The organism is Micromonospora sp. ATLC20 (assembly GCF_057196585.1).
On record NZ_JBXUOV010000003.1, the window covers coordinates 78,342 to 100,815 of the forward strand.

At 74.0% G+C, this 22,474-nt stretch carries 24 protein-coding genes; 14 read left to right on the top strand and 10 right to left on the bottom strand.

The window, feature by feature from the left end; all coding sequences use genetic code 11:
* Positions 1-7 precede the first annotated feature (7 nt).
* On the top strand, positions 8-964 hold the full coding sequence (gene pheA / locus AC2CHG_RS01875; RefSeq protein ID WP_262012962.1) for a prephenate dehydratase: 957 nt from the start codon (positions 8-10) through the stop codon (positions 962-964).
* Positions 965-1,007: 43 nt separating this feature from the next.
* On the opposite strand, the gene AC2CHG_RS01880 is transcribed toward pheA, so the two are convergent.
* From AC2CHG_RS01880 to AC2CHG_RS01890, 3 genes are all read right to left on the bottom strand, one after another.
* The gene (locus tag AC2CHG_RS01880; protein WP_262012961.1) at positions 1,008-1,727 is read right to left on the bottom strand and encodes an AIM24 family protein; all 720 of its coding nucleotides are present in this window, start codon (positions 1,725-1,727) and stop codon (positions 1,008-1,010) included.
* Between the two features lie 95 nt (positions 1,728-1,822).
* Positions 1,823-2,167 carry a metallopeptidase family protein gene (locus AC2CHG_RS01885; RefSeq protein WP_262013027.1) on the bottom strand — a complete coding sequence of 115 codons (345 nt, stop codon included), beginning with the start codon at positions 2,165-2,167 and terminating at the stop codon, positions 1,823-1,825.
* 89 nt (positions 2,168-2,256) lie between these two features.
* Positions 2,257-2,685 (bottom strand): OsmC family protein, encoded by a 429-nt coding sequence (locus AC2CHG_RS01890; protein ID WP_013289315.1) that lies wholly within the window; start codon positions 2,683-2,685, stop codon positions 2,257-2,259.
* A 163-nt stretch (positions 2,686-2,848) separates the two neighbouring features.
* Here AC2CHG_RS01890 and AC2CHG_RS01895 point away from each other — a divergent pair, with 163 nt between their 5' ends.
* From AC2CHG_RS01895 to AC2CHG_RS01905, 3 genes are all read left to right on the top strand, one after another.
* A complete protein-coding gene (locus tag AC2CHG_RS01895; RefSeq protein WP_262012960.1) occupies positions 2,849-3,538 on the top strand; it encodes a hypothetical protein in 690 nt (229 codons plus the stop codon).
* A gap of 167 nt (positions 3,539-3,705) precedes the next feature.
* The gene (locus AC2CHG_RS01900) at positions 3,706-4,527 is read left to right on the top strand and encodes an HAD family hydrolase (protein WP_262012959.1); all 822 of its coding nucleotides are present in this window, start codon (positions 3,706-3,708) and stop codon (positions 4,525-4,527) included.
* Complete coding sequence (locus AC2CHG_RS01905) at positions 4,527-5,339, top strand: HAD family hydrolase (protein WP_262012958.1); 813 nt, start codon at positions 4,527-4,529, stop codon at positions 5,337-5,339. Before AC2CHG_RS01900 ends, AC2CHG_RS01905 begins: the two co-directional genes overlap by 1 nt.
* A gap of 36 nt (positions 5,340-5,375) precedes the next feature.
* Here AC2CHG_RS01905 and AC2CHG_RS01910 read toward each other — a convergent pair whose 3' ends face one another.
* Positions 5,376-5,966, bottom strand: coding sequence for a bacterial proteasome activator family protein (locus AC2CHG_RS01910; RefSeq protein WP_135242545.1), 591 nt, complete (start codon positions 5,964-5,966; stop codon positions 5,376-5,378).
* A gap of 57 nt (positions 5,967-6,023) precedes the next feature.
* Between AC2CHG_RS01910 and AC2CHG_RS01915 the strand changes: the two genes are divergently transcribed.
* Together AC2CHG_RS01915 and AC2CHG_RS01920 are read left to right on the top strand one after the other, a co-directional pair.
* Complete coding sequence (locus AC2CHG_RS01915) at positions 6,024-6,851, top strand: alpha/beta hydrolase family protein (protein WP_262012957.1); 828 nt, start codon at positions 6,024-6,026, stop codon at positions 6,849-6,851.
* Positions 6,852-6,900: 49 nt separating this feature from the next.
* Positions 6,901-8,124, top strand: a complete 1,224-nt coding sequence (locus AC2CHG_RS01920; RefSeq protein WP_262012956.1) for an ABC transporter substrate-binding protein — start codon at positions 6,901-6,903, stop codon at positions 8,122-8,124.
* A 78-nt stretch (positions 8,125-8,202) separates the two neighbouring features.
* Here the strand turns inward: AC2CHG_RS01920 and ddaH are convergent, their stop codons facing one another.
* Positions 8,203-9,036 (bottom strand): dimethylargininase, encoded by an 834-nt coding sequence (gene ddaH, locus AC2CHG_RS01925; protein WP_262012955.1) that lies wholly within the window; start codon positions 9,034-9,036, stop codon positions 8,203-8,205.
* Positions 9,037-9,095: 59 nt separating this feature from the next.
* Here ddaH and AC2CHG_RS01930 point away from each other — a divergent pair, with 59 nt between their 5' ends.
* Both AC2CHG_RS01930 and AC2CHG_RS01935 read left to right on the top strand, forming a co-directional pair.
* Entirely contained in the window at positions 9,096-9,554 is a 459-nt protein-coding gene (locus AC2CHG_RS01930) for an Lrp/AsnC family transcriptional regulator (RefSeq protein WP_013289323.1), read from the top strand.
* A gap of 61 nt (positions 9,555-9,615) precedes the next feature.
* Positions 9,616-10,572 carry a zinc-binding dehydrogenase gene (locus AC2CHG_RS01935; protein ID WP_484524030.1) on the top strand — a complete coding sequence of 319 codons (957 nt, stop codon included), beginning with the start codon at positions 9,616-9,618 and terminating at the stop codon, positions 10,570-10,572.
* A 7-nt stretch (positions 10,573-10,579) separates the two neighbouring features.
* Here AC2CHG_RS01935 and AC2CHG_RS01940 read toward each other — a convergent pair whose 3' ends face one another.
* From AC2CHG_RS01940 to mobA, 3 genes are all read right to left on the bottom strand, one after another.
* The gene (locus AC2CHG_RS01940) at positions 10,580-11,734 is read right to left on the bottom strand and encodes a T3SS (YopN, CesT) and YbjN peptide-binding chaperone 1 (protein ID WP_355508507.1); all 1,155 of its coding nucleotides are present in this window, start codon (positions 11,732-11,734) and stop codon (positions 10,580-10,582) included.
* Between the two features lie 65 nt (positions 11,735-11,799).
* The gene (locus tag AC2CHG_RS01945) at positions 11,800-12,057 is read right to left on the bottom strand and encodes a DUF6457 domain-containing protein (protein WP_013289326.1); all 258 of its coding nucleotides are present in this window, start codon (positions 12,055-12,057) and stop codon (positions 11,800-11,802) included.
* Positions 12,054-12,839, bottom strand: coding sequence for a molybdenum cofactor guanylyltransferase (mobA, locus tag AC2CHG_RS01950; protein WP_484524031.1), 786 nt, complete (start codon positions 12,837-12,839; stop codon positions 12,054-12,056). Before mobA ends, AC2CHG_RS01945 begins: the two co-directional genes overlap by 4 nt.
* 255 nt (positions 12,840-13,094) lie before the next feature.
* On the opposite strand from mobA, the gene fdhD reads away from it, so the two are divergent.
* Entirely contained in the window at positions 13,095-13,949 is an 855-nt protein-coding gene (gene fdhD, locus AC2CHG_RS01955) for a formate dehydrogenase accessory sulfurtransferase FdhD (protein WP_357210236.1), read from the top strand.
* Between the two features lie 74 nt (positions 13,950-14,023).
* Here fdhD and AC2CHG_RS01960 read toward each other — a convergent pair whose 3' ends face one another.
* Complete coding sequence (locus tag AC2CHG_RS01960; protein WP_484524032.1) at positions 14,024-15,226, bottom strand: DUF4192 domain-containing protein; 1,203 nt, start codon at positions 15,224-15,226, stop codon at positions 14,024-14,026.
* Between the two features lie 152 nt (positions 15,227-15,378).
* Here AC2CHG_RS01960 and AC2CHG_RS01965 point away from each other — a divergent pair, with 152 nt between their 5' ends.
* The 5 genes from AC2CHG_RS01965 (at position 15,379) to AC2CHG_RS01985 (ending at position 22,117) form a co-directional block, all read left to right on the top strand.
* The gene (locus AC2CHG_RS01965; RefSeq protein WP_262012949.1) at positions 15,379-16,293 is read left to right on the top strand and encodes a fructosamine kinase family protein; all 915 of its coding nucleotides are present in this window, start codon (positions 15,379-15,381) and stop codon (positions 16,291-16,293) included.
* Positions 16,290-17,306, top strand: a complete 1,017-nt coding sequence (gene moaA, locus AC2CHG_RS01970) for a GTP 3',8-cyclase MoaA (protein ID WP_484524033.1) — start codon at positions 16,290-16,292, stop codon at positions 17,304-17,306. Before AC2CHG_RS01965 ends, moaA begins: the two co-directional genes overlap by 4 nt.
* Before the next feature lie 2 nt (positions 17,307-17,308).
* The gene (locus AC2CHG_RS01975; RefSeq protein WP_194800319.1) at positions 17,309-17,554 is read left to right on the top strand and encodes a MoaD/ThiS family protein; all 246 of its coding nucleotides are present in this window, start codon (positions 17,309-17,311) and stop codon (positions 17,552-17,554) included.
* A 20-nt stretch (positions 17,555-17,574) separates the two neighbouring features.
* Complete coding sequence (locus tag AC2CHG_RS01980) at positions 17,575-18,837, top strand: metallophosphoesterase (protein WP_484524034.1); 1,263 nt, start codon at positions 17,575-17,577, stop codon at positions 18,835-18,837.
* 94 nt (positions 18,838-18,931) lie between these two features.
* Complete coding sequence (locus AC2CHG_RS01985; RefSeq protein WP_484524035.1) at positions 18,932-22,117, top strand: UvrD-helicase domain-containing protein; 3,186 nt, start codon at positions 18,932-18,934, stop codon at positions 22,115-22,117.
* A gap of 9 nt (positions 22,118-22,126) precedes the next feature.
* Here AC2CHG_RS01985 and AC2CHG_RS01990 read toward each other — a convergent pair.
* Positions 22,127-22,474 (bottom strand): prepilin peptidase (locus AC2CHG_RS01990; protein ID WP_484524036.1); only part of this gene is annotated, 348 nt, incomplete at its 5' end.

The following is a 22,474-nucleotide window of genomic DNA, read 5'->3' on the forward strand; positions in this document are numbered from 1 at the left end:
GGTCGGCATGCCGGGAACACCGCCGACCCGCTTCGTCTACCTGGGCCCCGAGGGCACCTTCGCCGAGCAGGCCCTGCGTACGGTGCCCGCCGCCGAGCGCGGGGACCGCACGCCGGCCCGCAGCGTCGGCGAGGCACTCGACGCGGTACGCGCCGGAGAGGCGGACGCGGCGCTGGTGCCACTGGAGAACTCCATCGGCGGCGCGGTCGGGGTGACGCTCGACGAGCTGGTCGAGGGCGACCCGCTGGTGATCACCCGCGAGGTGGTCCTCCCGGTGGAGTTCGTGCTGGCCGCCCGCACCGGCACCACGCTGTCCGACGTCCGTTCCGTCGCGGCCCACCCGCAGGCGTCCACCCAGTGCCGGGGCTGGCTGCGGGAACACCTGCCGGACGCCACAGTGGTCGACGTGCTATCCAACGGCGCCGCCGCGGCCGGGGCGGCGAGCGGCGAGTACGACGCCGCCATCTGCGCCCCGATCGGCGCGAGCCGGCACCGCCTGGCGGTGCTGGCCGACAAGATCGCCGACCACCCGGACGCGGTGACCCGGTTCGCGCTGGTGTCCCGCCCCGGGCCGCCCCCGCCGCCCACCGGCGACGATCTGACCTCGCTCGCGGTGTGCCTCGCCCACGACCGGGTGGGCGCGCTGCTGGCGGTGCTGATGGAGCTGGCCGTACGCGGCGTGAACATGACCCGGATCGAGTCCCGCCCGACCGGCGAGGCGCTCGGCCGCTACGTGTTCTTCCTGGACTGTGCCGGGCACGTCGCCGACGTACGCCTCGGCGAGGCGTTGCAGGGGCTGCGCCGGGTCTGCGCGGACGTTCGGTTCCTGGGGTCGTACCCCCGGCACCGCTGGAGCACGGCGGCGGGTGACCAGCAGACGCCGGTGCCGCCGGGGCTCACCGACGCCGACTACGCCGACGCGGCGGCCTGGGTGGCCCGGCTGCGGGCCGGCGAGCTGAGCTGACCGGCCCGGGGCGACCTCGGCGGACGCCCCGGGCACCGGACGGTCACTGCAACAGGCCGCCGAGCACGCCGCCCTGCTGCTGGGAGCCGCTGCCGGCCACCGGAGGCTCCTCCGAGGGCTGGACCACGACGAAGCCCTGACCGGCGAAGCTCATCGTGAACGCCTCACCGGTGCTGCGGCCGAGCAGCGTGCCGAGGCCGAGCTGTTCGGCACGGTGGTAGCCGGTCTGGAGGTTCGCCGACCAGCAGACGGCCGCCTGCGGGTCCACGTACGTCGGGGCGTCCACGTTGAGCACCACCGGAGTGCCCTTGGTGGTGATGGCGATCCGGCCGTGGCCGGTGAAGACGCAGTTGAACAGGCCGGACGAGGACGCGAAACCGGCACCGCCGACCATCTTGATGTCGTACTGGAGCGTCGAGTCGAACGCCAGCACGCTGGAGCCGTTGATGGACAGCGCGTCGCCCGGCTCCAGGTCGATGATGTGCACGTCCTTGGCGAAGTCGGCGAGGAAGACGTCACCGCGCCCGGAGACCTTCATCAGCGGCACGCCCTCACCGGTGAGCCGCTGCTTGATGAACTTGCCGATGCCGCCGGAGCCGAGCGCCTGGAACTGCACCTGCCCCTGGTAGGCGACCATCGACCCGACCCGGGCCATCGCCTCGCCGTTCAACTCGATCTTCAGCATCTTGGAGTTCTGCAACCGCATGCCCGGCTGCTGGGACTCCTTCTCAAGGTTCTCCGCGGAGAACAGCGCGCTGCGCATGGGTTTTCCTCCTGCATCAGGATCTGCCTGATCCGCAGGTTAGGGGACCGGCGCAACCGCCGGGATCAGCCGGGCGGGGACGCGCCGGAGGCCGGTCAGCCCCAGCCCAGGGCGTGCAGGCGCTCGTCGTCGATGCCGAAGTGGTGGGCGATCTCGTGCACCACTGTGATCGCGACCTCGTCGACGACGTCGTCGTCGGTGTCGCAGATCGCCAGGATCGGGTTTCGGTAGATCAGGATGCGGTCGGGCAGCACGCCGGAGTAGTCCCAGCCGCGAGAGGTGAGCGCGTGCCCCTCGTACAGGCCGAGCAGGTCCTCACCCGGCGGCGGGTCGTCCTCCACCAGGATGACCACGTTGCTCATCAACCCGAGCAGTTCCTCGGGTACCTCGTCGAGCGCCTCGCCGACCAGTTCCTCGAACCGGTCCCGGCTCATCTCCACGGCCACGCGGCCCGGTCACTCCCTCCGGATCGGGCACACCGCACGGCGAGGGCGTCCCGCAGGACACCCCCGCCGTGCCGTACGCGATGTCAGGCCAGACGGGCGTTCAGCGTGATCTGCGCGCCCGGCGACAGCAGCCGGGAGATCGGGCAGTTCTCCTTGGCCGCCTCGGCGAGCTTGGTGAACTCGGCCTGGTCGATGCCCGGAACCTGACCCACGGTCTCCAGGTCGATGCGGGTCACTGTCATGCCGGCGTCGGTCTTGTCGAAGTGCACCTTGGCGGTGGTCTCCACCGCCGTCTCCTGGGCGCCGGCGTCGGCGAGCTGCTTGGAGAGGGCCATCGAGAAGCAGCCGGCGTGCGCGGCGCCGATCAGCTCCTCGGGGTTGGTGCCCTCGCCCTCCTCGAAGCGCGACTTGAAGGAGTAGTTGCCGGACAGGCCGCCCTTGCCGGTGCGGACGGTGCCGGACCCCTCGGTGAGGTTGCCCTGCCAGCGAGCGGATGCGGTACGGATAGGCATGGCACCGACGCTAACCGAAAGCGGGCCGCCCCGCACCGGACCCCGGGGTCGCGATCCGGGCCGGCGGGAGCGGGCTGTGCCATGATTCGACGCAGGCCCGCGTACGGGAAGGGTGGCCATGTCGCAGGATCTCCCCGTTCCCCGGCAGGACAAGCGAATCCCCATGCAGGACACCAGGTCCGACGACACCACGATCGTCGAGTGGGGCGACACCGAGCCGGAGTCGTCCGGCCGGGCCGCGCGCTCGCTCGCCGCGCTGGGCCGGGACCGCCGTCTGCCGCCCGTGCTCACCGGGCTCGGCGCGGTGGCCGCGCTGGCCTCGCTGATCGGCGAATGGCTGACGATCACCGTGCCGGCCGAGACCCGGGGCGAGGACGCACCGGCCCGGTTGACCAGCGGCATCTCCGAGATCGGCGGGCTCGGTACGGCGTACCTGGTGGGCCTGCTCGGGCTGTCGGTGGCGGTGGGGCTGGCGCTGCGCGGTGCCCCGGCGGTGCGGCAGCACGCCCGGCTGGCCGGGCTGGGTCTCGCGGCGGCCGTGCTCGGGGTGCTGGTCGCGACCGCCGCCTCCCTCGAACAGCTGGCCCGGCGCATTCTGTTCTTCGTCAGCGAGCAGAGCCTTCAGGTCGAGCACGGACGCGGCCTGGTCAGCGCGTTCGTCGCTGTCGCACTGCTGGCGGCCGCGCTGCACCTGGCCGGCCGGGCGGCCGGCGTGACCTCCACCGACGGGGAGCCGGACGAGGACCGGCCCGAGCGCCGCCGCCGGGCGGACGAGGACGACGTGCCCCCGGGCCCGGCGGACCTGACGGTGCAGCCCACGGTGCCGTTCGCCGGCCCCGAACGGGCGTACTGAACCAGCTCCGGCAGCGCGTCCGGCGGCCACCGGAGCTTCGCCGCCGATTCGCCGGAAAGCTGTGGTTGCCGTCCGTTCCGCGAGATACGGTTGCTGCCCGCCGTCCCATGGTCGCGGCACCGAGGACCTGGTCGGCCGGCGTGACGGCGGCGGGCGAAGGAGGAACCATGACCCGCCCGGGACTGCCCAAGCTGATCGCCACCGACCTGGACGGCACGCTCGTCCGCAGCGACGAGACCGTCTCCGCGTACACCCATCGGGTGCTGGACCGGGTGCGGTCCGCCGGGATCCCGGTGGTCGGCGCGACCGGCCGCGGACCGCGCCTGACCGAGCTCACCCGTAACGACATCCGGGCCGCCGACTTCCTGGTGATGGCCGGCGGCGGCCGGGTGGTGGACCAGAGCGACCCGGAGGGGCCCCTGGTGCTGCGGGACGAGCGGCTGCCCGGTGAGGTGCTGGCCCGGATCCTCACCGACCTGGAGGCGGCGGTGGGCCCGCTCACCGTGATGGTGGAGGCGTCGGACGAACACGACGCGCCGCTCTGGGGCGACTACCACCCGAGCTGGCCCTACCCGGACCGGTTCGAGGCCCGCAGCCGGGTCGAGTGCCTGTCCTGCGACGTGATCAAGGCGTTCGCCCGTACCGCCGACCACCACGTGGACGAGCTGCTGGCCGCGGCGCGGGCGATCGTGCCGCCGGACGTGGCGACGCTCACCCAGGCCGGGCTCGACTTCGTCGAGATCTGCCCGCCGCGCACCGACAAGGCCAGCGGGCTCAGCGTCATCGCCGAACGGCTCGGCGTGGACCCGGCCGACGTGCTGGTCTTCGGCGACCAGCCGAACGACCTGCCGATGTTCGGCTGGGCGGGATGGGCCCGGGTGGCGGTGGCGAACGCCCACCCGGAGGTACGCGCCGCGGCGGACGAGATCACCTTGCGCAACGACGACGACGGCGTCGCGGTCTACCTGGACCGGCTACTCTCCCGGTGATGGAAGATCCACCTCGGCTCGTCGCCTCCGACATCGACGGCACGCTGCTGCGCGACGACCGGACGCTCAGCCCGCGTACCGCCGCGGTGCTGGCCCGCATCGCCGCCGCCGGCACGCCGGTGGTCCTGGTCACCGGCCGTCCGATCCGCTGGCTCCAGATGGTGTACGAGCAGCTCGCCGAGCCGTTGCCGGCGATCTGCGCCAACGGCGCGGTGGTGTACGACCCGGCCACCGACCAGGTGCTGCGGGCCGACCCGCTCGCCCCGGAACTGCTGGCGGAGGTGGCCCGGCGCCTGCGCGCCGAGGTGCCCGGGGTGAGCTTCGCGGTGGAGATCGTGGACAGCCGGCAGATGCGGCACGAGGCGCACTACCCGCTGCGCTGGGACGCCGACCTCGACGCGATCCGGGCCGTCGAGTCGCCGGAGGAGCTGCTGGCCGCGCCCGCGGTGAAGCTGCTGGCCCGGGCCGGTGAGCAGGACCCGGACGTCTTCGTCCAGGTGGTGGCGGGCGCGCTGGAAGGGCTGGCCGAGGCGACCCACTCGTCGTACAGCGGGCTGATCGAGATCTCGGCCGCCGGCGTGACGAAGGCGGCCGGCCTGGCCTGGTACGCGGAGCGGCTCGGCGTCGACGAGCGGGACGTGGTGGCCTTCGGCGACATGCCCAACGACGTGCCGATGCTGGCCTGGGCCGGACGGGCGGTGGCCGTCGCCAACGCCCACCCGGCGGTACGGGAGATCGCCCACGAGGTCACCGGGCCGAACACCGAGGACGGTGTGGCCGCGTACCTGGAGAAGGTCTTCGAGCTGGGCTGAGCGGCCGGGGCACCGCGCGGCGCCCCGGCCGACGGGTCACAGGTACTGGCCGGGCGCGTGGCCCTCGCCGGCGCCGGGCATCCCCGGCATGCCCGGCATCACGCCGCCCGGGCCGCTGGGCAGCGCCTGGCGGCCGGATCGCATCTGCTCGAGCTGGACGCGGGCGGCCATCTGCTGGGCCACCAGCGCGGCCTGGATGCCGTGGAACAGCCCCTCCAGCCAGCCCACCAGCTGGGCGTGCGCGATGCGCAGCTCGCCCTCGCTCGGCGCCTGCTGCTCGGTGAACGGCAGCGAGATCCGCTCCAGCTCCTCGCGCAGCTCGGGGGCGAGGCCCTCCTTCAGCTCGACGATCGAGCGCTCGTGGATCTCCCGCATCCGGTGCCGGCTCGCGTCGTCGAGCGGCGCCGCCTTCACCTCCTCCAGCAGCTGCTTGATCATGCTGCCGATCCGCATCACCTTGGCCGGCTGCTCGACCAGACGGGTCGGGTCCTCGCCCTTGCCCTCGTCGGTCTGCACCGTGCCGACCGGGCGGCCGTCCGGCCCGACCACCACCACGGTGCCCGGGATGCCATCGTTGCCCTGTTCGTCGTCGTGTCCGGCGGAGTGCGCTTCGGTCATGGCACCCATCTTTACCCACGCCGACCATGTGCACGCGGCCGGTCCGGGGGACGCTACGGTCGCCGCATGCTCTCCGACCCGCGCGAGGTGCTGACCCGCCCGTCCCCGCCCCCGGATGCCACCGTCTCCTACGGCGACCACCCGGACCAGTGCGCCGACCTGCGGCTGCCGGCCGGTGACGGGCCGCCCCGGCCGCTCGTGGTCGTGGTGCACGGCGGTTTCTGGCGGGCGGAGTACGACAGGGCCCACACCGGACCGATGGCGGCGGCGCTGGCCGCGCTCGGCCACCCGGTCGCGCAGATCGAGTACCGGCGGACCGGCCGGCCGGGCGGTGGCTGGCCGCACACGCTGACCGACGTCCGCGCCGGGATCGCCGCGCTGCCGGCACTCGCCGCCGCCGCGCTGCCCGGACGGGTGGCGCCCGTACCGCCGATCCTGGTCGGTCACTCCGCGGGCGGGCACCTGTCCCTGTACGTGGCCGCGCACGCCCCGGAGACGGTCGGCGGGGTGCTCGCGCTGGCGCCGGTGGCCGACCTCGCGCAGGCGTACCGGCTGGACCTGGACGAGGGTGCGGTGGCCGCGTTGCTCGGCGGCGGCCCGGACGACGTGCCGGACCGGTACGCGGCAGCCGATCCATCGGCATTGGTACCCATTCGAACACGCACAGTAGTCATTCACGGTGATCAAGATATTCAGGTCCCGATCGCGATCAGCCGGTCCTGGGTGGCCGCAGACCACGCTGCCGGGGGCTCCGCCACGCTCGTTGAGCTGCCCGAATGCGAGCATTTCGGGCTGATCGCACCGGGCTCCACCGCGTGGCCCCAGGTGGTGGCGGCGTTGCGGTCGCTTCACGATGATCTTCAAGGCATTGACGCAGCGTCGTCGACCAGGTAGAACGCCGAAGGGGTGTGCACCATGGCCACCCCGTCGGGAAGGAAATTCGGTGGCACAGATGAACCGCAGGCGGGCGCTGCAACTGCTGGCCGCGCTGGGTACCACCGGACTGGCGGCGGGTTGCGGCTCCGGGGACGACGAGTCCGGGGACCAGGCCGGATCCGGCAGCCCGATCAAAGTCGGGCTGATCGTGCCCGGCAGTGGAGCGAACAAGGCCATCGGTGACGAGATCACCAACGGCTTCCAGCTCTTCCTCAGCATGCGCGGCCAGCAGATCGCCGGCCACCCGGTCACGCTCGTGACCGCCGAGGAGGGCGACACCGCCGCCACCGGAAAGGCCGCCGTCGACCGGCTGCTCAAAGAGGGCGTGCTCGCGCTCACCGGCGTGGTCAGCCCCACCGTGATGACCGGCATCAAGGACGCGGTCGAGGAGGCCCGGGTGCCCCTGCTGGGCTCCAACGCCTCCCCGTCGACGCTCCAGGGCGTCGTCTACATCTGGCGTACCTCGTACGTGCTGACCGAGCCCGGCGAGGCGCTCGGCGAGTACCTGCGCCAGAAGCTGGACGCCTCCAGCCGGATCGCCATCTTCGGCACCCGCGGCTTGGGCAGCCAGGACGTCATCGAAGGGCTGCGGCGCGCATACGAGCGGGGTCGCCGGCTCACCGAGGACCCGATCTTCACCGAGGACGACCCCAACCCGTCCCGGACGCTCTACTCGGGGCCGATCCGCAAGGCGCTCGAACGCAAGCCGGACGCCGTGTTCTGCCACTACTCCGGGGCGCAGGCCGTGCAGTTCGTCAAGCAGCTCTACGCCCAGGGCTACCGGGGACCGATCTACGCCCCCGGGTTCCTCACCGAGGGCACCGCGCTCGACCAGCTCGACGACGGGGAGAAGGGCCGCGAGCGCAAGCTCATCCAGACGTACGGGATCGAGACCGCGCTGAACTACTCGGCCGACCTCAACAACACCGCGAACCGGATCTTCGCCTCGGCGTACCGGAAGACGTTCAACTCGGCGCCCACCACGTACGCGATGGCCTCGTACGACGCCGCGCTGGTGCTGGACAAGGCGATCCGGCTGGCCGGGGGGAACCCCTCACCGCAGCAGGTCAACCTGGCGCTCGGCAAGGTCGGCCAGGTGGACAGCCCACGCGGCACCTGGCAGTTCAACCAGACCCGTACCCCGCAGCAGAAGTGGTACCTGCGCCGGGTGCAGACCGACGGCCGGCTGCTCTCCAACGTCGTGATCAACGAGCTGGCGACGCTGGGCTGACCGGCCCCCGTACGCGCGCAAGGGCGGTCTCCCACCGGGAGGCCGCCCTTCGCGTCGAGGCGTGACGTCGAGCGTGGCTCAGTGCCGCAGCTCGGCGATGCAGCACTTCACGCTGCCACCGCCCTTCTTCAGCTCGGCCAGCTCCACCGGGACCGGGTGGTAGCCGGCCGCCTTCAGCTTGCCGGCGAGCCGGGTCGCCTCGTTGTTCAGCACCACGTTGAGCCCGTCGCTGACCAGGTTCAGGCCGAACGCCAGCGCGTCCTCGTCGTCCGCGACGATCGCGTCCGGGAAGAGCTGGGCCAGCACCTTCTGGCTGGCGGCCGAGAAGGCGCCCGGGTAGTAGACGACGTTCTCGTCGTCGATCGAGGCCAGCGCCACGTCCAGGTGGTAGAAGCGCGGGTCGACCAGGTGCAGCGAGACCACCGGCCGCCCGAGCGCCTCCTGCGCCTCGGCGTGCGCGGCCGGCTCGGTCCGGAAGCCGTACCCGGCGAGGACCAGACCGCCGTGCGCCTCCGGCAGGTACGCGAAGTCGCCCTCACCCTCGTTCGTCTCGCTCGGCGCGATGAACCGCCAGCCCCGCTGCTCGTAGAACGCCCGGTGCGCGGCGGCCTCGGCGGACCGCTGCTCGTGCTTGAACCGGGCGCCGTAGACCGTGCCGTCGACCACGAACGCGCCGTTTGCGGCGTAGACCATGTCGGGCAGGCCCGCCTCGGGAGTCAGCAGGTGCACCTCGTGGCCCAGCCCGACGAGCGTCTCGCGCAGCCGGTCCCACTGCTTGACCGCCAGGTCGGCGTCGACCGGCGTGGTCACGTCCATCCACGGGTTGATCGCGTACTCGACCGTGAAGTGCTCGGGCGAGCACATGAGATATGTCCGCTTTCGCGAGACTCGCTGCTGGTTCACGGTCACCAAGAGTAGGTACGGTACAACTTTGGTAACAGCCACAAGCATTGCTTCCCGGGAGCGGAACGTTGCAGATAGATGCGGTCGACCAGCGAATCATTGCGTTACTCGTCGCGGATGCTCGCGCCTCGTACGCGGACATCGGCAGCCGGGTGTCACTCTCCGCCCCCGCCGTGAAGCGACGCGTCGACCGCCTCCGATCCGCCGGGGTGATCCGGGGATTCACCGCCGTCGTCGACCCGGCCGCCGTCGGCTGGACCACCGAGGCGTTCGTCGAGCTGTTCTGCGCCGGCCGGACCACACCGGCACAGATCGGCGCCGCCGCCCGCCGCCACCCCGAGGTGGTCGGCGCGTACACCGTCTCCGGCGAGGCGGACGCGCTCGTGCACCTGCGCGCCGCGGACATCTCCCACCTGGAGGAGGCACTGGAACGGCTGCGCGCCGAATCGTTCGTCACCTCGTCGCGCAGCACCATCGTGCTCTCCCGGCTGGTCGAGTCCCCCGGCGTCGGCCCGTCCACGCCTTGACCTCAACCCCGCTTCATGTCGTGCACTGACACCCGTGACCGGCGAGACGCGAGGGGGCGGTATGCGTGCGGTGTGGCTGCGGGAGTTCGGCGGACCGGAGGTGCTCGTGCCCGGGACGGCACCCGACCCGGCACCCGGACCGGGCCAGGTCCTCATCGACGTGGCACACGCGAACATCACATTCGTCGAGACGATGTTCCGGGCCAGCGGCTTCGGGCCGTTCGGCACCGAACTGCCGGTGATCCCCGGTAACGGCGTCGGCGGCACGATCACCGCGCTGGGACCGGACGTCGAGCCGGCGCTCGCCGGCCGCGTCGTGGTCACCGCCACCGGCGGCACCGGCGGGTACGCCGAGCGCGTCGTCGTCGACCGGGGCGCGCCTGTCCCCGTACCCCCGGGGTTGCCGCTGGACGCGGCGGTGGCGCTGATGGCCGACGGCCGGACCGCCCTGATGCTGGCCCGGGCGGCCGGGCTGCGGCCGGGCGACCGGGTCCTGGTCGAGGCGGCGGCCGGCGGCGTCGGATCGCTGCTCACGCAGCTCGCGGCGGCCGCCGGCGCGACGGTGGTGGCCGCCGCCGGCGGCGACCGAAAGGTGGGCCTGCTCCGCGCCGCCGGCGTCGACGTGGTCGTCGACTACCGGCAGGCCGGCTGGACCGGCCGGGTCCGGGACGCCGTGGGCGCCGTCGACGTGGTGTTCGACGGCGTGGGCGGGCCGCTCGCCCGGGAGGCGTTCGACCTGCTGGACCGCGGCGGGCGGATGCTCAGCTTCGGGCTGGCCGGCGGCACCTGGGCGGACATCCCGTACGAGTCGGCAGCCGCGCACGGGGTGACGCTGCTGCGCCCCCGGCCCGGCCCGGACGAGCTGCGCGCCCTCACCGAGGCGGCGCTCGCCGAGGGCGCGGCCGGGCGGCTGCGGCCGCTGATCGGGCAGCGCTTCCCGCTGGAACGGGCCGCCGCCGCGCACGCCGCGATCGAGGCCCGTCAGACCGTGGGCAAGACGCTGCTCGACGTACGGTGAGCTGCCCTCAGAGGTACATGCCGGTGCGGTGCTCCTCGACCCGGGCCGGCTTGTCGCCCTCGCCGAAGAAGCGCTTGCCGCCGAACTCGCCGTGCAGACGGTCGTCCAGCTCGTCGGCGAGACCGGTCATCACCTGCACCGCGAGCATCAGGTGGGTGGCCTGGAAGTTGCGGCCGAACACCGGGATCGAGGCCCACACCGTGTCGTCGGCGCAGTACAGCCGGCCGATCGGCATCCGGTTGGTCAGCTCGGAGAGCTTCACGTAGAGGCGCTCGGTCGGCTCGACCTCGGTCAGCACCGGCGAGAAGACGTCCACGAGCGGCGGGTTGTCGCGCACCCGGACGAAGACCATGGCCGAGCCGGCCCGGATGTTGATGTCGCCGTCGGAGTCGACCTGGAGCTGGTCGGACGCGGACTTCAGCATCGTCGACACGACGGTGCGGACCCGCTCCTCCAGGGCCAGCACGTCGTTCTCGCCGGACTGCGCGGCCGCCGCCGCGGCCAGCGCCTCGTCCAGGTCGGCCTCGACGTCGCGGTCCGGGCCGAACTCGCTGCGCGCGGTACCGAGCGGCTCCACGGGAAGCGCCTCGCCCTCGGCGTCGTGCACGAGGTAGACGAGGAAGGCCGGGTGCGGGGCGCCGTAGACGTCGCGCAGCGTGCGGGACAGCACCGCGGCCAGCCGGGTCGCCTCGTCGGTGCCGCAGTCCAGCCCGAACTGCTCGCCGGAACCCGGCACCACGCCCGGCGGCGACCAGCCGAGCGCCACCATGTCGGCCACCGCCGCCCGGTCCAGCCGGTAGCCCTGCGGCAGCGTGGCGTTTCCGACCGCGCGGGCCGAGAGACGCCCCTCCTCGCCCGCGTCCACGCTCACCGAGTAGACGGCGTCCCCGGTGCCCGAGGCGGTCGGGTCGAGCGTGACCTCCAGGTGCCCGCCGGAGGGCAGCCCGCGCAGCCGGTCGGCGAGCGCCCGGGCGAACTCGCGCCAGGCCTCGGTGACCTTGGCCCGCAGATCAGCAGTGGTCGGCTCGTCGAGCAGGATCGACTCGTGGTGCTCCGGCGTACCGCCGGTGGCTTGATGCGCCGACGTCGCGCCGGTGGCGTGGTGCTCCGGCGCGCCGCCGGCAGGCTCGTCGACCGGCTCCGAGGGGTGGTCTGCCGTCATGATCGCCTCCGTCCGTTCCCGCCACCCTACCCAGGCGCCAAGGGGACCGAATCCCGCGCGAGGCGCTAATCCTCAGGCGTGGAACCACCCAGGTCCACCGGCCAGGAACCGGCCAGCGCACTGAGCCGCTCGGCCGCCGCGGCCGGGTCCGCGCCGCGCCCCACCGCCAGCCCCAGCAGGTACGCGGTGACCGGCGCGCCCGGCCGGACCACCTGGTGGGCCACGTCCCGGGCCACGTCGAGCACCGTCGGCACGGGCACCCCCGCCGGGTCCAGGTCCAGCTCGGCGCAGACCGCCGTGACCCAGTCGTCCAGCACCGTCATCTCGTCCACTCCTCCGCCCGGCGTACGTCCTCGTCAGTGTCGCAGTCGAACCAGGGCGGCGGCCCCGAGCCGGACCAGGACACCTCGCGTACGGCGAGGTCGGCCAGCAGCCCGCGTACCGGCGCGCCGTCGAGCGAGCCGCCCCGCGTCGCGGCGAGCCGGTCGACGGCGGATCGCAGGGCCGATACCCGCCAGAGGGCGCAGAGGTGCTGGCGTCGGCCGTCCCCGTCCACGTAGCAGGCGAGCGCGGCGGACCGGCCGTCCAGCGCCTCCCGCCAGGCGGCGGGTACGTCTTCCGGCCCGGCGGCTGCAGGTGCGTCTTCTGGCCCGGCGGCTGCAGGTGCGTCTTCTGGCCCGGCGGCTGCGGCGTCGAGCGCGGGCGGCGGGTAGTCGCGGGAGTGAGCGGCGGCGAGCGCGGGCGGTGGATCGTCGCGGGAGTGAGCGGCGGCGAGCGCGCGTCGCAGCTCGGCCACCGCTGCGGTGGTGAGCAGCGGCAGGTCGGCGGCGAGCACTGCGACTGTCGTCGTACCGGGGTCGAGCAACGCCAGCCCGGCTGCCGTAGCGGCCACCGGGCCTCCCCCGGGCGGCTCTTCCCGGGCCGTCCGGACTCCCCTGGGCAGCGGGCCGGACGAGCCGACCACGATCCGCTGGTCCGCGTCGGCCACCGCGTCCAGCACCCGGTGCAGCATCGGCCGGCCGCCTACTGCCCGGGCCGGCTTGTCCACCCCGCCCATCCGCCGGGCCGCCCCACCGGCGAGCAGGATCGCCGCGTACCCCGTCACCGCCTCACAGTAGCCACAGCCACGTCGCCGCATCCCGGCTCGGACCTCTGCCCGGCGTTGTCGGCGGTTTTCCGACGTTGATCGACTGCTTTCCGCCGAAGTGGTGGCATCCAGGGCCCTCCGACACCGCCACTTCGCCGAACTGGTGTCGATCATCGGGCCCGGGGCCGGCCCTGGCCGGCCGGGGTGGGTCGGTGGGGGTGGGAAGACCTGGGGCGACGTGCGGGCGGCGGGGTGGCCGGGGAGGATGGCGGCATGGGACGGGCGACTGATCGGCGTGGTGTGCTGCGGATCGACCTCGACGCGGCCGGGGACGGCCGGGGGCGGATCCGGCGGCAGGACACCCTGGCCGTGGAGGAGCCGCTGGAGATCCGCGTCGGCGCGGCCGGGCCCGGCCGGCGCAGGCCGCTGGCGGTGACGATGCGTACGCCCGGCGACGACCTCGACCTGGCGATCGGCTTCCTGCTCACCGAGGGGCTGATCCGGTCGGCGGAGGACGTGCACACCGCGCAGCTCTGCGCCGGGGCGGAAACGCCGAACACGTACAACGTGGTCGACGTGGTGCTCTCGCCCGGTGTGCCGGAACCCGTCACCGACCCTTCGCGCAACTTCTACACCACCAGTTCGTGCGGCGTGTGCGGCAAGGCCAGCATCGACTCGGTACGCACCCGCTCGCAGTTCGCGGTGCGGGACGACCCGCTGGTGGTCACCGCCGACCTGCTCGCCGGGCTGCCGGACCGGCTGCGCGCCGCGCAGCGCGCCTTCGACCGCACCGGCGGCCTGCACGCCGCCGGCCTCTTCACCCCCGACGGGGAACTCGTCGTGCTGCGCGAGGACGTCGGGCGGCACAACGCGGTGGACAAGGTGCTCGGCTGGGCCACCCGGGAAGGGCGGCTGCCGCTGGCCGGGCACGTGCTGCTCGTCTCCGGACGGGCCAGCTTCGAACTCACCCAGAAGGCCTGGATGGCGGGCGTGCCGCTGCTCGCGGCGGTGTCCGCGCCGAGCACGCTCGCGGTCGAGCTGGCCGAGGAGGCGGGGATGACGCTTGTGGGCTTCCTGCGCGGGCCGACCATGAACGTCTACACCGGGGCGGCGCGCATCGGCGGCTGACGGCCGGGCAGCACCGGGCATCGGCGTGACGGGCGTCGGCGGCCCGGTGGCCGGCCCGGCAGGCGCGTGAGCGCTCACCGGCGTGGCCGGCGTCGGCGGCGCCGCAGCACCGCGCCGTCGTTCGAACCGCCCCGGCCGTCCAGCGCGGACGGGGCGACGCCGCGCCGGAGCGCCTCGTCGAGCAGCACCGCGAGCGAGTAGCCGGGACGGGCGGACAACACCCGTTCCAGGGCGACAGCGGCCAGTGCCCCGTGCCCAGAGCGCCACGCGGCGAACGCGAGCAGGCAGCCCGGCGCGGCGATCAGGTCCGGCTCGGCGCGTCGCAACACGTCCGTCCAGAGGCTGATGTCCTCGTCCCGGCCGTCGGTGCGCGACCAGGCGTGGTCGCGTACCGCGACGTGGACGAGGAGCACTGTCAGCCAGGCCACCTCGTCGTCGTCCAGCCGCTCGCCGCGCCGCTGCCGGCGAAAGGCGGCTCGCACGGCCGCCGTGCCCGCCGTCCGCACCGCCCGCGGCTCCCCACCCGATCCGGGGCCACCTGCCGGCACCTGGGACTGGCCGCCCGGTCCGGGCCCGCCAACCGGGACCGACGACTCCCCCTCCGGCCCAGCACCGTCCGCCGGGACCGGCGGCTCCCCACCCGCCCTCGAACTGTCGGCTGGAAAGCCTCCGGCCGGGCTCCCGGCCGATGATGCGGACGGGGGTCCGGTGAGCGCGGCCAGGCGGAGACGGGCCCGAGCGGTGGCCCGGCGCATGGCGAGCCGGACCGGCCCGTCGAGCGGGGACACCTGTGCCGCGAGCGCGGCCCGGTCGGGCAGCGCGACCTGACCGGCGAACACGGCAGCCGCGCTGACCTCGCTGGCGGCCGGGTCGTACGGGGTGCCCTCGGGCGGGCAGCAGGACGGCTCGGCGCACAGGTACGACCACCAGCGCCCGTCGGTGACCCGCAGCGCGTCGAGTACCACCAGCCCGGTGGCGGTCAGCGCGTCACCGATCGCGTCCACGATCCCCGTCACCCGGGCGGCCGGACCGTAGCCGACGACTGTGGCGGCGTCGGCGTCCTGCCGGGCCACCACCTGCGCCAGGTGCCGGGCCGCCGGGCCGGGGTCGGTGCCCGGTGCGGGCAGGTCGCCTCGGGCGGCGAAGACGACGCGCCGGCCGCGTACCGCGACCACCACGACGCTGTCGGCGGGATGGAAGCCGAGCAGGTAGGGCACGGCCGCGACCATGTCGGCCGGCGAGCGGACGGAGAGGCGCGCTGGCTCGGTGGAGTTCATGCCGGGAGCGTGGGCGGTGCAGTGCCACCGCGTCCGCCCCTGTGGACGACACGCCGTCCGTCCACAGATACGGAGCGTATCGGTGCAGCTCAGCGGCGATCGGCGGCGTCGCTCGGCACACGGATGTCCGGGGTACCGGCTACCTTGCGCACATGGACCTGGCGTACCTGCGGGCACACCCGGAGCACCTGCCGACCTTCCTGACCCACCAGCGGATCCGGGAGACGCCGGTCTCCGGTGGTGACATCTGCGCCGCCTCCCGGCTCACGCTGGACGACGGGCACTCGGTGTTCGCCAAGACCTGGCCGGAACGGGCCGCGCGTCCGCTGCCGGAGGGCTTCTTCGCCGCCGAGGCGGCCGGGCTGCGCTGGCTGCGCGAGGCCGGCTCGGTGCCCGTACCGGATGTGCTCGTCGCGTTGCCCGGCCTGCTGGCGCTCGACTGGGTGGAGCCCGGCGAGCCGACGCCGGAGGCCGCGGAGGCGTTCGGCCGCGACCTGGCCGGGCTGCACCGCGCCGGGGCGCCCGCGTTCGGCGCGGACTGGCCGGGGTTCATCGGCGCGCTGCCGCAGGACAACACGCCCGACCCCGGTCCCTGGCCGGACTGGTTCGCCCGGCGCCGCCTCCTGCCCTACCTGCGCATGTCTGTCGACGGTGGCGCGATCGACGGCGCCGGGGCGGCGCTCGTCGAGCAGGTCGTCGACCGGATCGGCGAGTTCGGCGGTGACGAGCCGCCCGCCCGGCTGCACGGCGATCTCTGGCCGGGCAACCTGCTCTGGGGCGCCGACGGCCGGGTGTGGCTGGTCGACCCGGCCGCGCACGGCGGCCACCGCGAGACCGACCTGGCGCAGCTCGCGCTGTTCGGCGGCCCACCGCACCTGGACCGGATCACGGCCGCCTACCGGGAGGCGTGGCCTCCGGCCGACGGGTGGCGGGAACGGGTGCCGTTGCATCAGCTGCATCTGCTGCTCGTGCACACCGCGATCTTCGGCGCGGCGTACGCGGACGCCGTGGGTTCCACCGCTCGTGCCGCCCTCCACGGGCTCGACCGCGCTACGGTCGACCGATGAGCACCCCCCGGACGACGACCGACGGCGTCCTCGCCGACCGGTACGGCCGTGTCGCCCGGGACCTTCGGGTCTCGCTCACCGACAAGTGCAACCTGCGCTGCACCTACTGCATGCCGGCCGAGGGCCTGCCCTGGCTGTCCGGCCCGCAACTGCTCAGCGACGACGAGATCGTCCGGCTGGTGGGTGTCGCGGTGACCCGGCTCGGCATCACCGAGGTGCGCTTCACCGGCGGTGAGCCGCTCATCCGGCCCGGCCTGCCCGGCATCGTGGCGGCGGTCGCCGCGCTCACGCCCCGGCCGCGCATCTCGCTGACCACGAACGGCATCGGCCTGGCCCGGATGGCGCCGGCGCTGCGCGCGGCCGGTCTGGACCGCGTCAACGTCTCGCTCGACACGCTGGACCGGGACCGGTTCACCGCGCTGACCCGCCGCGACCGGCTCGCCGACGTGCTCGCCGGGCTGGCCGGGGCCGCGGACGCCGGGCTGACCCCGGTGAAGATCAACTCGGTGCTGATGCGGGGCACGAACGACGACGAGGCGCCCGCGCTGCTCCGGTTCGCGCTCGCGCACGGCTACGAGCTGCGGTTCATCGAGCAGATGCCGCTCGACGCGCAGCACGGCTGGGACCGCTCGACGATGGTCACCGCCGACGAGATCCTGGCCTCCCTGCACGCCGCGTTCGCGCTGACGCCGGACCCGTCCGAGCGGGGCGCGGCACCGGCCGAGACGTGGCTGGTGGACGGCGGGCCGGCCCGGGTCGGCGTGATCGCCAGCGTGACCCGGCCGTTCTGCGGCGACTGCGACCGCACCCGCCTCACCGCCGACGGCCAGGTGCGCAACTGCCTGTTCGCCACCGAGGAGTCGGACCTGCGCAGCGCGTTGCGCGCCGGTGCGGACGACGAGGAGCTGGCCCGGCGCTGGCGGTCCGCGATGTGGGCCAAGCGGGCCGGGCACGGCATCGACGACCCCACGTTCCTCCAGCCCGCGCGCTCGATGTCGGCGATCGGAGGCTGAGGGTGGAGCTCACCGTCCGCTACTTCGCCGGCGCCCGCGCGGCCGCCGGACGACCCGAGGAGACCGCATCCGCGGGCGTGTCCCTGGACGAACTCCTCGATGAACTGGCCGCCCGGCACGGCGAACGCCTCGCGGTGGTGCTGAAGGCGGCGAGTTTCCTGGTCGACGGCGTGGCCTGTCATGATCGACGGGCACTGTTGCCGGCCGGGGTGACGGTGGACGTGCTGCCGCCCTTCGCGGGCGGCTGAGGGGGGCACACGTGCTGGCCATGGCGACATTCCTGGGCTTCGTCGTGCTCGTGATCGGCCTGATCCACTTCTACCTGTGGAAGCGGCTGGTCCGGGACACCACGCGTCCCGGGCGGTGGCGCCGGGCCGGTGGAGTGGCGATCGCGGCGCTGGCGGTGCTCGTACCGGTGACCATGGCCGGCACGCGCAACGGCTGGTACTGGCTGGCCTGGCCCGGCTATCTCTGGGTCGCGCTGATGTTCTACCTGCTGGTGCTGCTGCTGGTGCTGGAGGTGCCGACCGCTGTCGTCCGGCTCGTGCTGCGTCGCCGGGCCCGCGCGGCGGTCGCCGCCGACCCGGAGCCGGAGCCCGCGCTCGTCGGCGCCGCGACGGCGGAGGGTGCGACGCCGCCGCCTGTCGACAGCACCGACGCGCCGCCGCCCGGCACCCACGCGCCGGACCACGACCCCTCGCGGCGGCTGCTGCTCGCGCGCGGGGCGGCGATCTTCGCCGGACTCACCGCCGCCGGCGTCACCGGGTACGGCGTACGCACCGCGATGGGTCCGCCGCAGCTGGACCGAGTGCAGATCCCGCTGGCCAAGCTGCCCCGCAGCATGGACGGCCTGCGTATCGCCACCGTCTCGGACATCCACCTCGGGCCGCTGCGCGGCAGGGCGCACACCGAGCGGATCGTCGCGATGATCAACCGGATGGATGCCGACCTGGTCGCGGTGGTAGGTGACCTGGTCGACGGCACGGTGGCCGAGCTGGGCGAGGCCGCCGAACCGCTGCGCGACCTGCGGTCCCGGTACGGCAGCTTCTTCGTCACCGGCAACCACGAGTACTACTCGGGCGTCGAGGAGTGGGTCCGCGAGGTGGACCGGCTCGGCCTGCGCGTGCTCCAGAACGAGCGGCAGGAGATCCAGGCCCGGGGCGGCGTGCTGGACCTCGCCGGGGTGAACGACGTGAGCGCCGCCGGCACCGGGGTGGCCGCGCCCGCCGACTACGCCGCCGCCCTCGGCGACCGCGACCCGAGCCGGCCGGTCGTGCTGCTGGCGCACCAGCCGGTGGCCGCGCAGGAGGCGGCGAAGTTCGGCGTCGACCTGCAGCTCTCCGGGCACACGCACGGCGGCCAGATGGTGCCGTTCAACCTGGCGGTGAAGCTCGAACAGCCCGTGGTCTCCGGTCTCGGCGAGGTCGACGGCACGAAGGTCTACGTCACGAACGGCGCCGGCTTCTGGGGCCCGCCGGTGCGGGTGGGCGCGCCTCCCCAGGTGACGCTCGTCGAGCTGCGCGCTCAATAGCGTGCACGGGCCGCCGAGTCCAGCACCGCATTGCTCAGGTCACCCGTACGCGTGGCGACGGGCGGGCGGGGGACCGGACGTGACAGGATGCGGCGTGCCTCCGTTCAGCGCCGCACCCCCCGGTGGCCTCCCGCCGTACGTCGCGGATCTGCACATCCACTCGAAGTACTCCCGCGCGTGCAGCCGCGACCTGACCCTGCCGAACCTGGCCTGGTGGGCCCGGCGCAAGGGCATCGGCGTGCTCGGCACCGGCGACTTCACCCATCCCGCCTGGTACGACCACCTGCGGGAGACGCTGCACCCGGCCGAGCCGGGCCTGTACCGGCTCTCGCCCGAGGCGGAGCGGGACGTGGCCCGGCGGTTGCCGCCCCGGCTCGCCAGCGAGGCGGAGGCCGACCCGGTCCGGTACATGCTGAGCGTGGAGATCTCCACGATCTACAAGCGCGACGACCGGACGCGCAAGGTGCACCACCTGATCTACCTGCCGGATCTGGACGCGGTGGCCCGGTTCAACACCGCGCTGGGCCGGATCGGTAACCTCGGCTCGGACGGTCGGCCGATCCTCGGGCTGGACTCCCGCGACCTGCTGGAGATCACGCTGGAGGCGAGCCCGGACGGCTACCTGGTGCCGGCGCACATCTGGACGCCGTGGTTCTCCGCGCTCGGCTCGAAGTCCGGCTTCGACGCGATCGCCGACTGCTACGCCGACCTGGCCGAGCACATCTTCGCGGTGGAGACCGGCCTGTCGTCCGACCCGGAGATGAACTGGCGGGTCGGCAGCCTGGACCGCTACCAGCTGGTGTCGAACTCGGACGCGCACTCGCCGCCCGCGCTGGCCCGGGAGGCCACGGTCCTGACCGCCGCGCGCGACTACTTCGCGATCCGCGAGGCGCTGCGGACCGGCGACGGTCTCGCGGGCACCGTGGAGTTCTTCCCGGAGGAGGGCAAGTACCACGCCGACGGGCACCGCCTGTGCGGGGTGAACTGGTCGCCGGAGCGGACCCGCGAGGCGGGCGGGCGCTGCCCGGAGTGCGGCAAGCCGCTGACGGTGGGCGTACTCAGCCGGGTCGAGGAGCTGGCGGACCGCCCTGCGGGGCACCGTCCGGAGCACGCCCGCGAGGTGACGCATCTGGTGCCGCTGGCCGAGATCCTGGGCGAGCTGAACCGGGTCGGCGCGCGGTCGAAGAAGGTAGAGGGCAGGCTCAACGAGCTGATCGCCGCGCTCGGCCCGGAGCTGGAGATCCTGACGCGTACCCCGATCGAGGAGATCGGCCGGGTCGGCGGCGAGCTGCTCGCGGAGGGCATCGGCCGGCTGCGCCGCGGCGAGGTGCGCCGGGTGCCGGGCTACGACGGGGAGTACGGCGTGATCACGCTGTTCGACCCGGCGGAGCTGGGCGCTGCGGGTGGCCGGGCCGGGCAGGAGACGCTGTTCGACGTACCGGTGCCCGCGCAGCGGCGGCCGGCGGAGTCGGCGCCGAAGCCGAAGGCCAAGCGCCCGGCGGCGGCCCGGCCGGAGCCGAAGCGGACGCCGCCGCCGGCGCCCCCGATCGCGCCGCCGCCGTCTCCGCACGAGCCGTTCGAGCCGATGCTCGCCGGGATGGAGGAGGTCGGCACCGGCCTGCTGGATCGGCTGGACGCGATGCAGCGGGTGGCCGCGTCGGCGCCGGGTGGCCCGCTGCTGATCGTGGCCGGTCCGGGCACCGGCAAGACGCGGACGCTCACCCACCGGATCGCGTACCTGTGCGCGGAGCTGAACGTCTTCCCCGACCAGTGCCTGGCGATCACGTTCACCCGGCGGGCGGCCGAGGAGCTGCGGCACCGGCTGGACGGGCTGCTCGGCCCGGTCGCCGAGGACGTCACAGTCGGCACGTTCCACTCGCTCGGCCTGACCGTGCTGCGGGAGAACGCGGCAGCGGCCGGGCTGCCGGCGGACTTCCGGATCGCCGACGACGCGGACCGGTCGGCGGCGCGCGCCGAGGCCGGTGACGACGACGAGCGGTACGTGGCGCTGCTGCGCAAGCGGGACCTGGTCGACCTGGACGAGTTGCTGACGCTGCCGGTGGCGCTGCTGAAGGGTGACCGGAAGCTGGTCCGGGAGTACCGCGAGCGGTGGAAGTGGATCTTCGTCGACGAGTACCAGGACGTCGACGCGGTGCAGTACGAGCTGCTGCGGCTGCTCAGCCCGCCGGACGGGAACCTGTGCGCGATCGGTGACCCGGACCAGGCGATCTACTCGTTCCGGGGCGCCGACGTGGGCTACTTCCTGCGTTTCTCGCAGGACTTCACGGACGCCCGGCTGGTCCGGCTGAACCGCAACTACCGCTCCTCCGCGCCGATCCTGGCCGCCGCCGTGCAGGCCATCGCGCCGTCGTCGCTGGTACGCGGCCGTCGTCTCGACCCGGCCCGGCTGGACCCGGAGGCGCCGCTCGTCGGCCGGTACGCGGCGAGTTCCGCCTACGACGAGGCCGACTTCGTGGCCCGTACCGTGGACGAACTGGTCGGCGGCCTGTCCCACCGCTCTCTCGACTCGGGGCGGATCGACGGGCGGGCGACCTCGCTGTCCTTCTCCGACATCGCGGTGCTGTACCGCACCGACGCGCAGGCCGCACCGATCGTGGACGCGCTGGCCCGGGCGAACATTCCGGTGCAGAAGCGCTCGCACGACCGGCTGCGCGACCGTCCGGGCGTGCCGGCGATCGCCCGCGAACTGCGCCACGCTGGTCTGGACGGCTCGCTCGCGGCCCGGGTACGCCAGGCCGGGCAGATCCTGGCCGAGCGCTTCGCGGTGCCCACGCTCGACGGCTCCGGCGCGGTACGCCCCGAAGACGTCCGCACGGCGGTGGACCTGCTCACCCCGCTGGCCCGGCGCTGCGGCGACGACCTGGAGCTGTTCCTCAACCAGCTCGCCACCGGCGCGGAGGTGGATGCGCTGGACCCGCGCGCCGAGGCGGTCACGCTGCTCACGCTGCACGCGGCGAAGGGCCTGGAGTTCCCGGTGGTGTTCCTGGTCGGCGCGGAGGACGGCCTCCTGCCGCTGCGCTGGCCCGGCGCCGAGCCGGACGACGACGCGGTGGCCGAGGAGCGGCGGCTGTTCTTCGTCGGGCTGACCCGGGCACAGGACCGGCTCTACGTCAGCCACGCGGGCCGGCGCGCCCGGCACGGAGCGGAACGGGACACCCGCCCGTCGCCGTTCCTCCACGTGATCGACCCGGCGCTGTTCGAGCGCCTGGACGCGACCGAGCCCCGCCGCCCGAAGGACCACCAGCTCCGGCTGATCTGACGGCACCTCTCAGGTGAGGACGGCGGCGAGCCACGCGCCGCCGAGCAGCGCCGGGCCGAACGGCACCGGCGTGTCCCGGCGTACCCGCCCGGCGGCGAGCAGGACGAGCACCGCGACTCCGGCGAGCACGTGCGGCAGGAGCAGCCCGAGGCGCAGCGCCGGCCAGCCGAGCCAGCCCAGCGGCAGCCCGAGCGCGGCGGCGAGTTTCACGTCGCCGAAGCCGAGCCGGGCGCGGGGCAGCAGGGACAGCAGCGCGTACCCGATGAAGGAGAGCGCGGCCCCGGCCACCGCGACGGCCAGGCGGCGCGGTTCGCCGGTCGCCGCCGTGGCGGCGGTCAGGCCGAGCCCGCCGCCGAG

Bases quoted from the DNA above. Each gene is read 5' to 3' on its own strand.
- AC2CHG_RS01905 (WP_262012958.1), top strand. From the start codon at position 4,527: ATGGAAGATCCACCTCGGCTCGTCGCCTCCGACATCGACGGCACGCTG.
- AC2CHG_RS01910 (WP_135242545.1), bottom strand. From the start codon at position 5,966: ATGGGTGCCATGACCGAAGCGCACTCCGCCGGACACGACGACGAACAG.
- AC2CHG_RS01980 (WP_484524034.1), top strand. From the start codon at position 17,575: ATGGCGACATTCCTGGGCTTCGTCGTGCTCGTGATCGGCCTGATCCAC.
- AC2CHG_RS01880 (WP_262012961.1), bottom strand. From the start codon at position 1,727: ATGCGCAGCGCGCTGTTCTCCGCGGAGAACCTTGAGAAGGAGTCCCAG.
- AC2CHG_RS01960 (WP_484524032.1), bottom strand. From the start codon at position 15,226: ATGAACTCCACCGAGCCAGCGCGCCTCTCCGTCCGCTCGCCGGCCGAC.
- AC2CHG_RS01945 (WP_013289326.1), bottom strand. From the start codon at position 12,057: ATGACGGTGCTGGACGACTGGGTCACGGCGGTCTGCGCCGAGCTGGAC.
- AC2CHG_RS01890 (WP_013289315.1), bottom strand. From the start codon at position 2,685: ATGCCTATCCGTACCGCATCCGCTCGCTGGCAGGGCAACCTCACCGAG.
- fdhD (WP_357210236.1), top strand. From the start codon at position 13,095: ATGGGACGGGCGACTGATCGGCGTGGTGTGCTGCGGATCGACCTCGAC.
- pheA (WP_262012962.1), top strand. From the start codon at position 8: ATGCCGGGAACACCGCCGACCCGCTTCGTCTACCTGGGCCCCGAGGGC.
- AC2CHG_RS01935 (WP_484524030.1), top strand. From the start codon at position 9,616: ATGCGTGCGGTGTGGCTGCGGGAGTTCGGCGGACCGGAGGTGCTCGTG.
- moaA (WP_484524033.1), top strand. From the start codon at position 16,290: ATGAGCACCCCCCGGACGACGACCGACGGCGTCCTCGCCGACCGGTAC.
- AC2CHG_RS01895 (WP_262012960.1), top strand. From the start codon at position 2,849: ATGCAGGACACCAGGTCCGACGACACCACGATCGTCGAGTGGGGCGAC.
- AC2CHG_RS01940 (WP_355508507.1), bottom strand. From the start codon at position 11,734: ATGACGGCAGACCACCCCTCGGAGCCGGTCGACGAGCCTGCCGGCGGC.
- AC2CHG_RS01915 (WP_262012957.1), top strand. From the start codon at position 6,024: ATGCTCTCCGACCCGCGCGAGGTGCTGACCCGCCCGTCCCCGCCCCCG.
- AC2CHG_RS01965 (WP_262012949.1), top strand. From the start codon at position 15,379: ATGGACCTGGCGTACCTGCGGGCACACCCGGAGCACCTGCCGACCTTC.
- AC2CHG_RS01900 (WP_262012959.1), top strand. From the start codon at position 3,706: ATGACCCGCCCGGGACTGCCCAAGCTGATCGCCACCGACCTGGACGGC.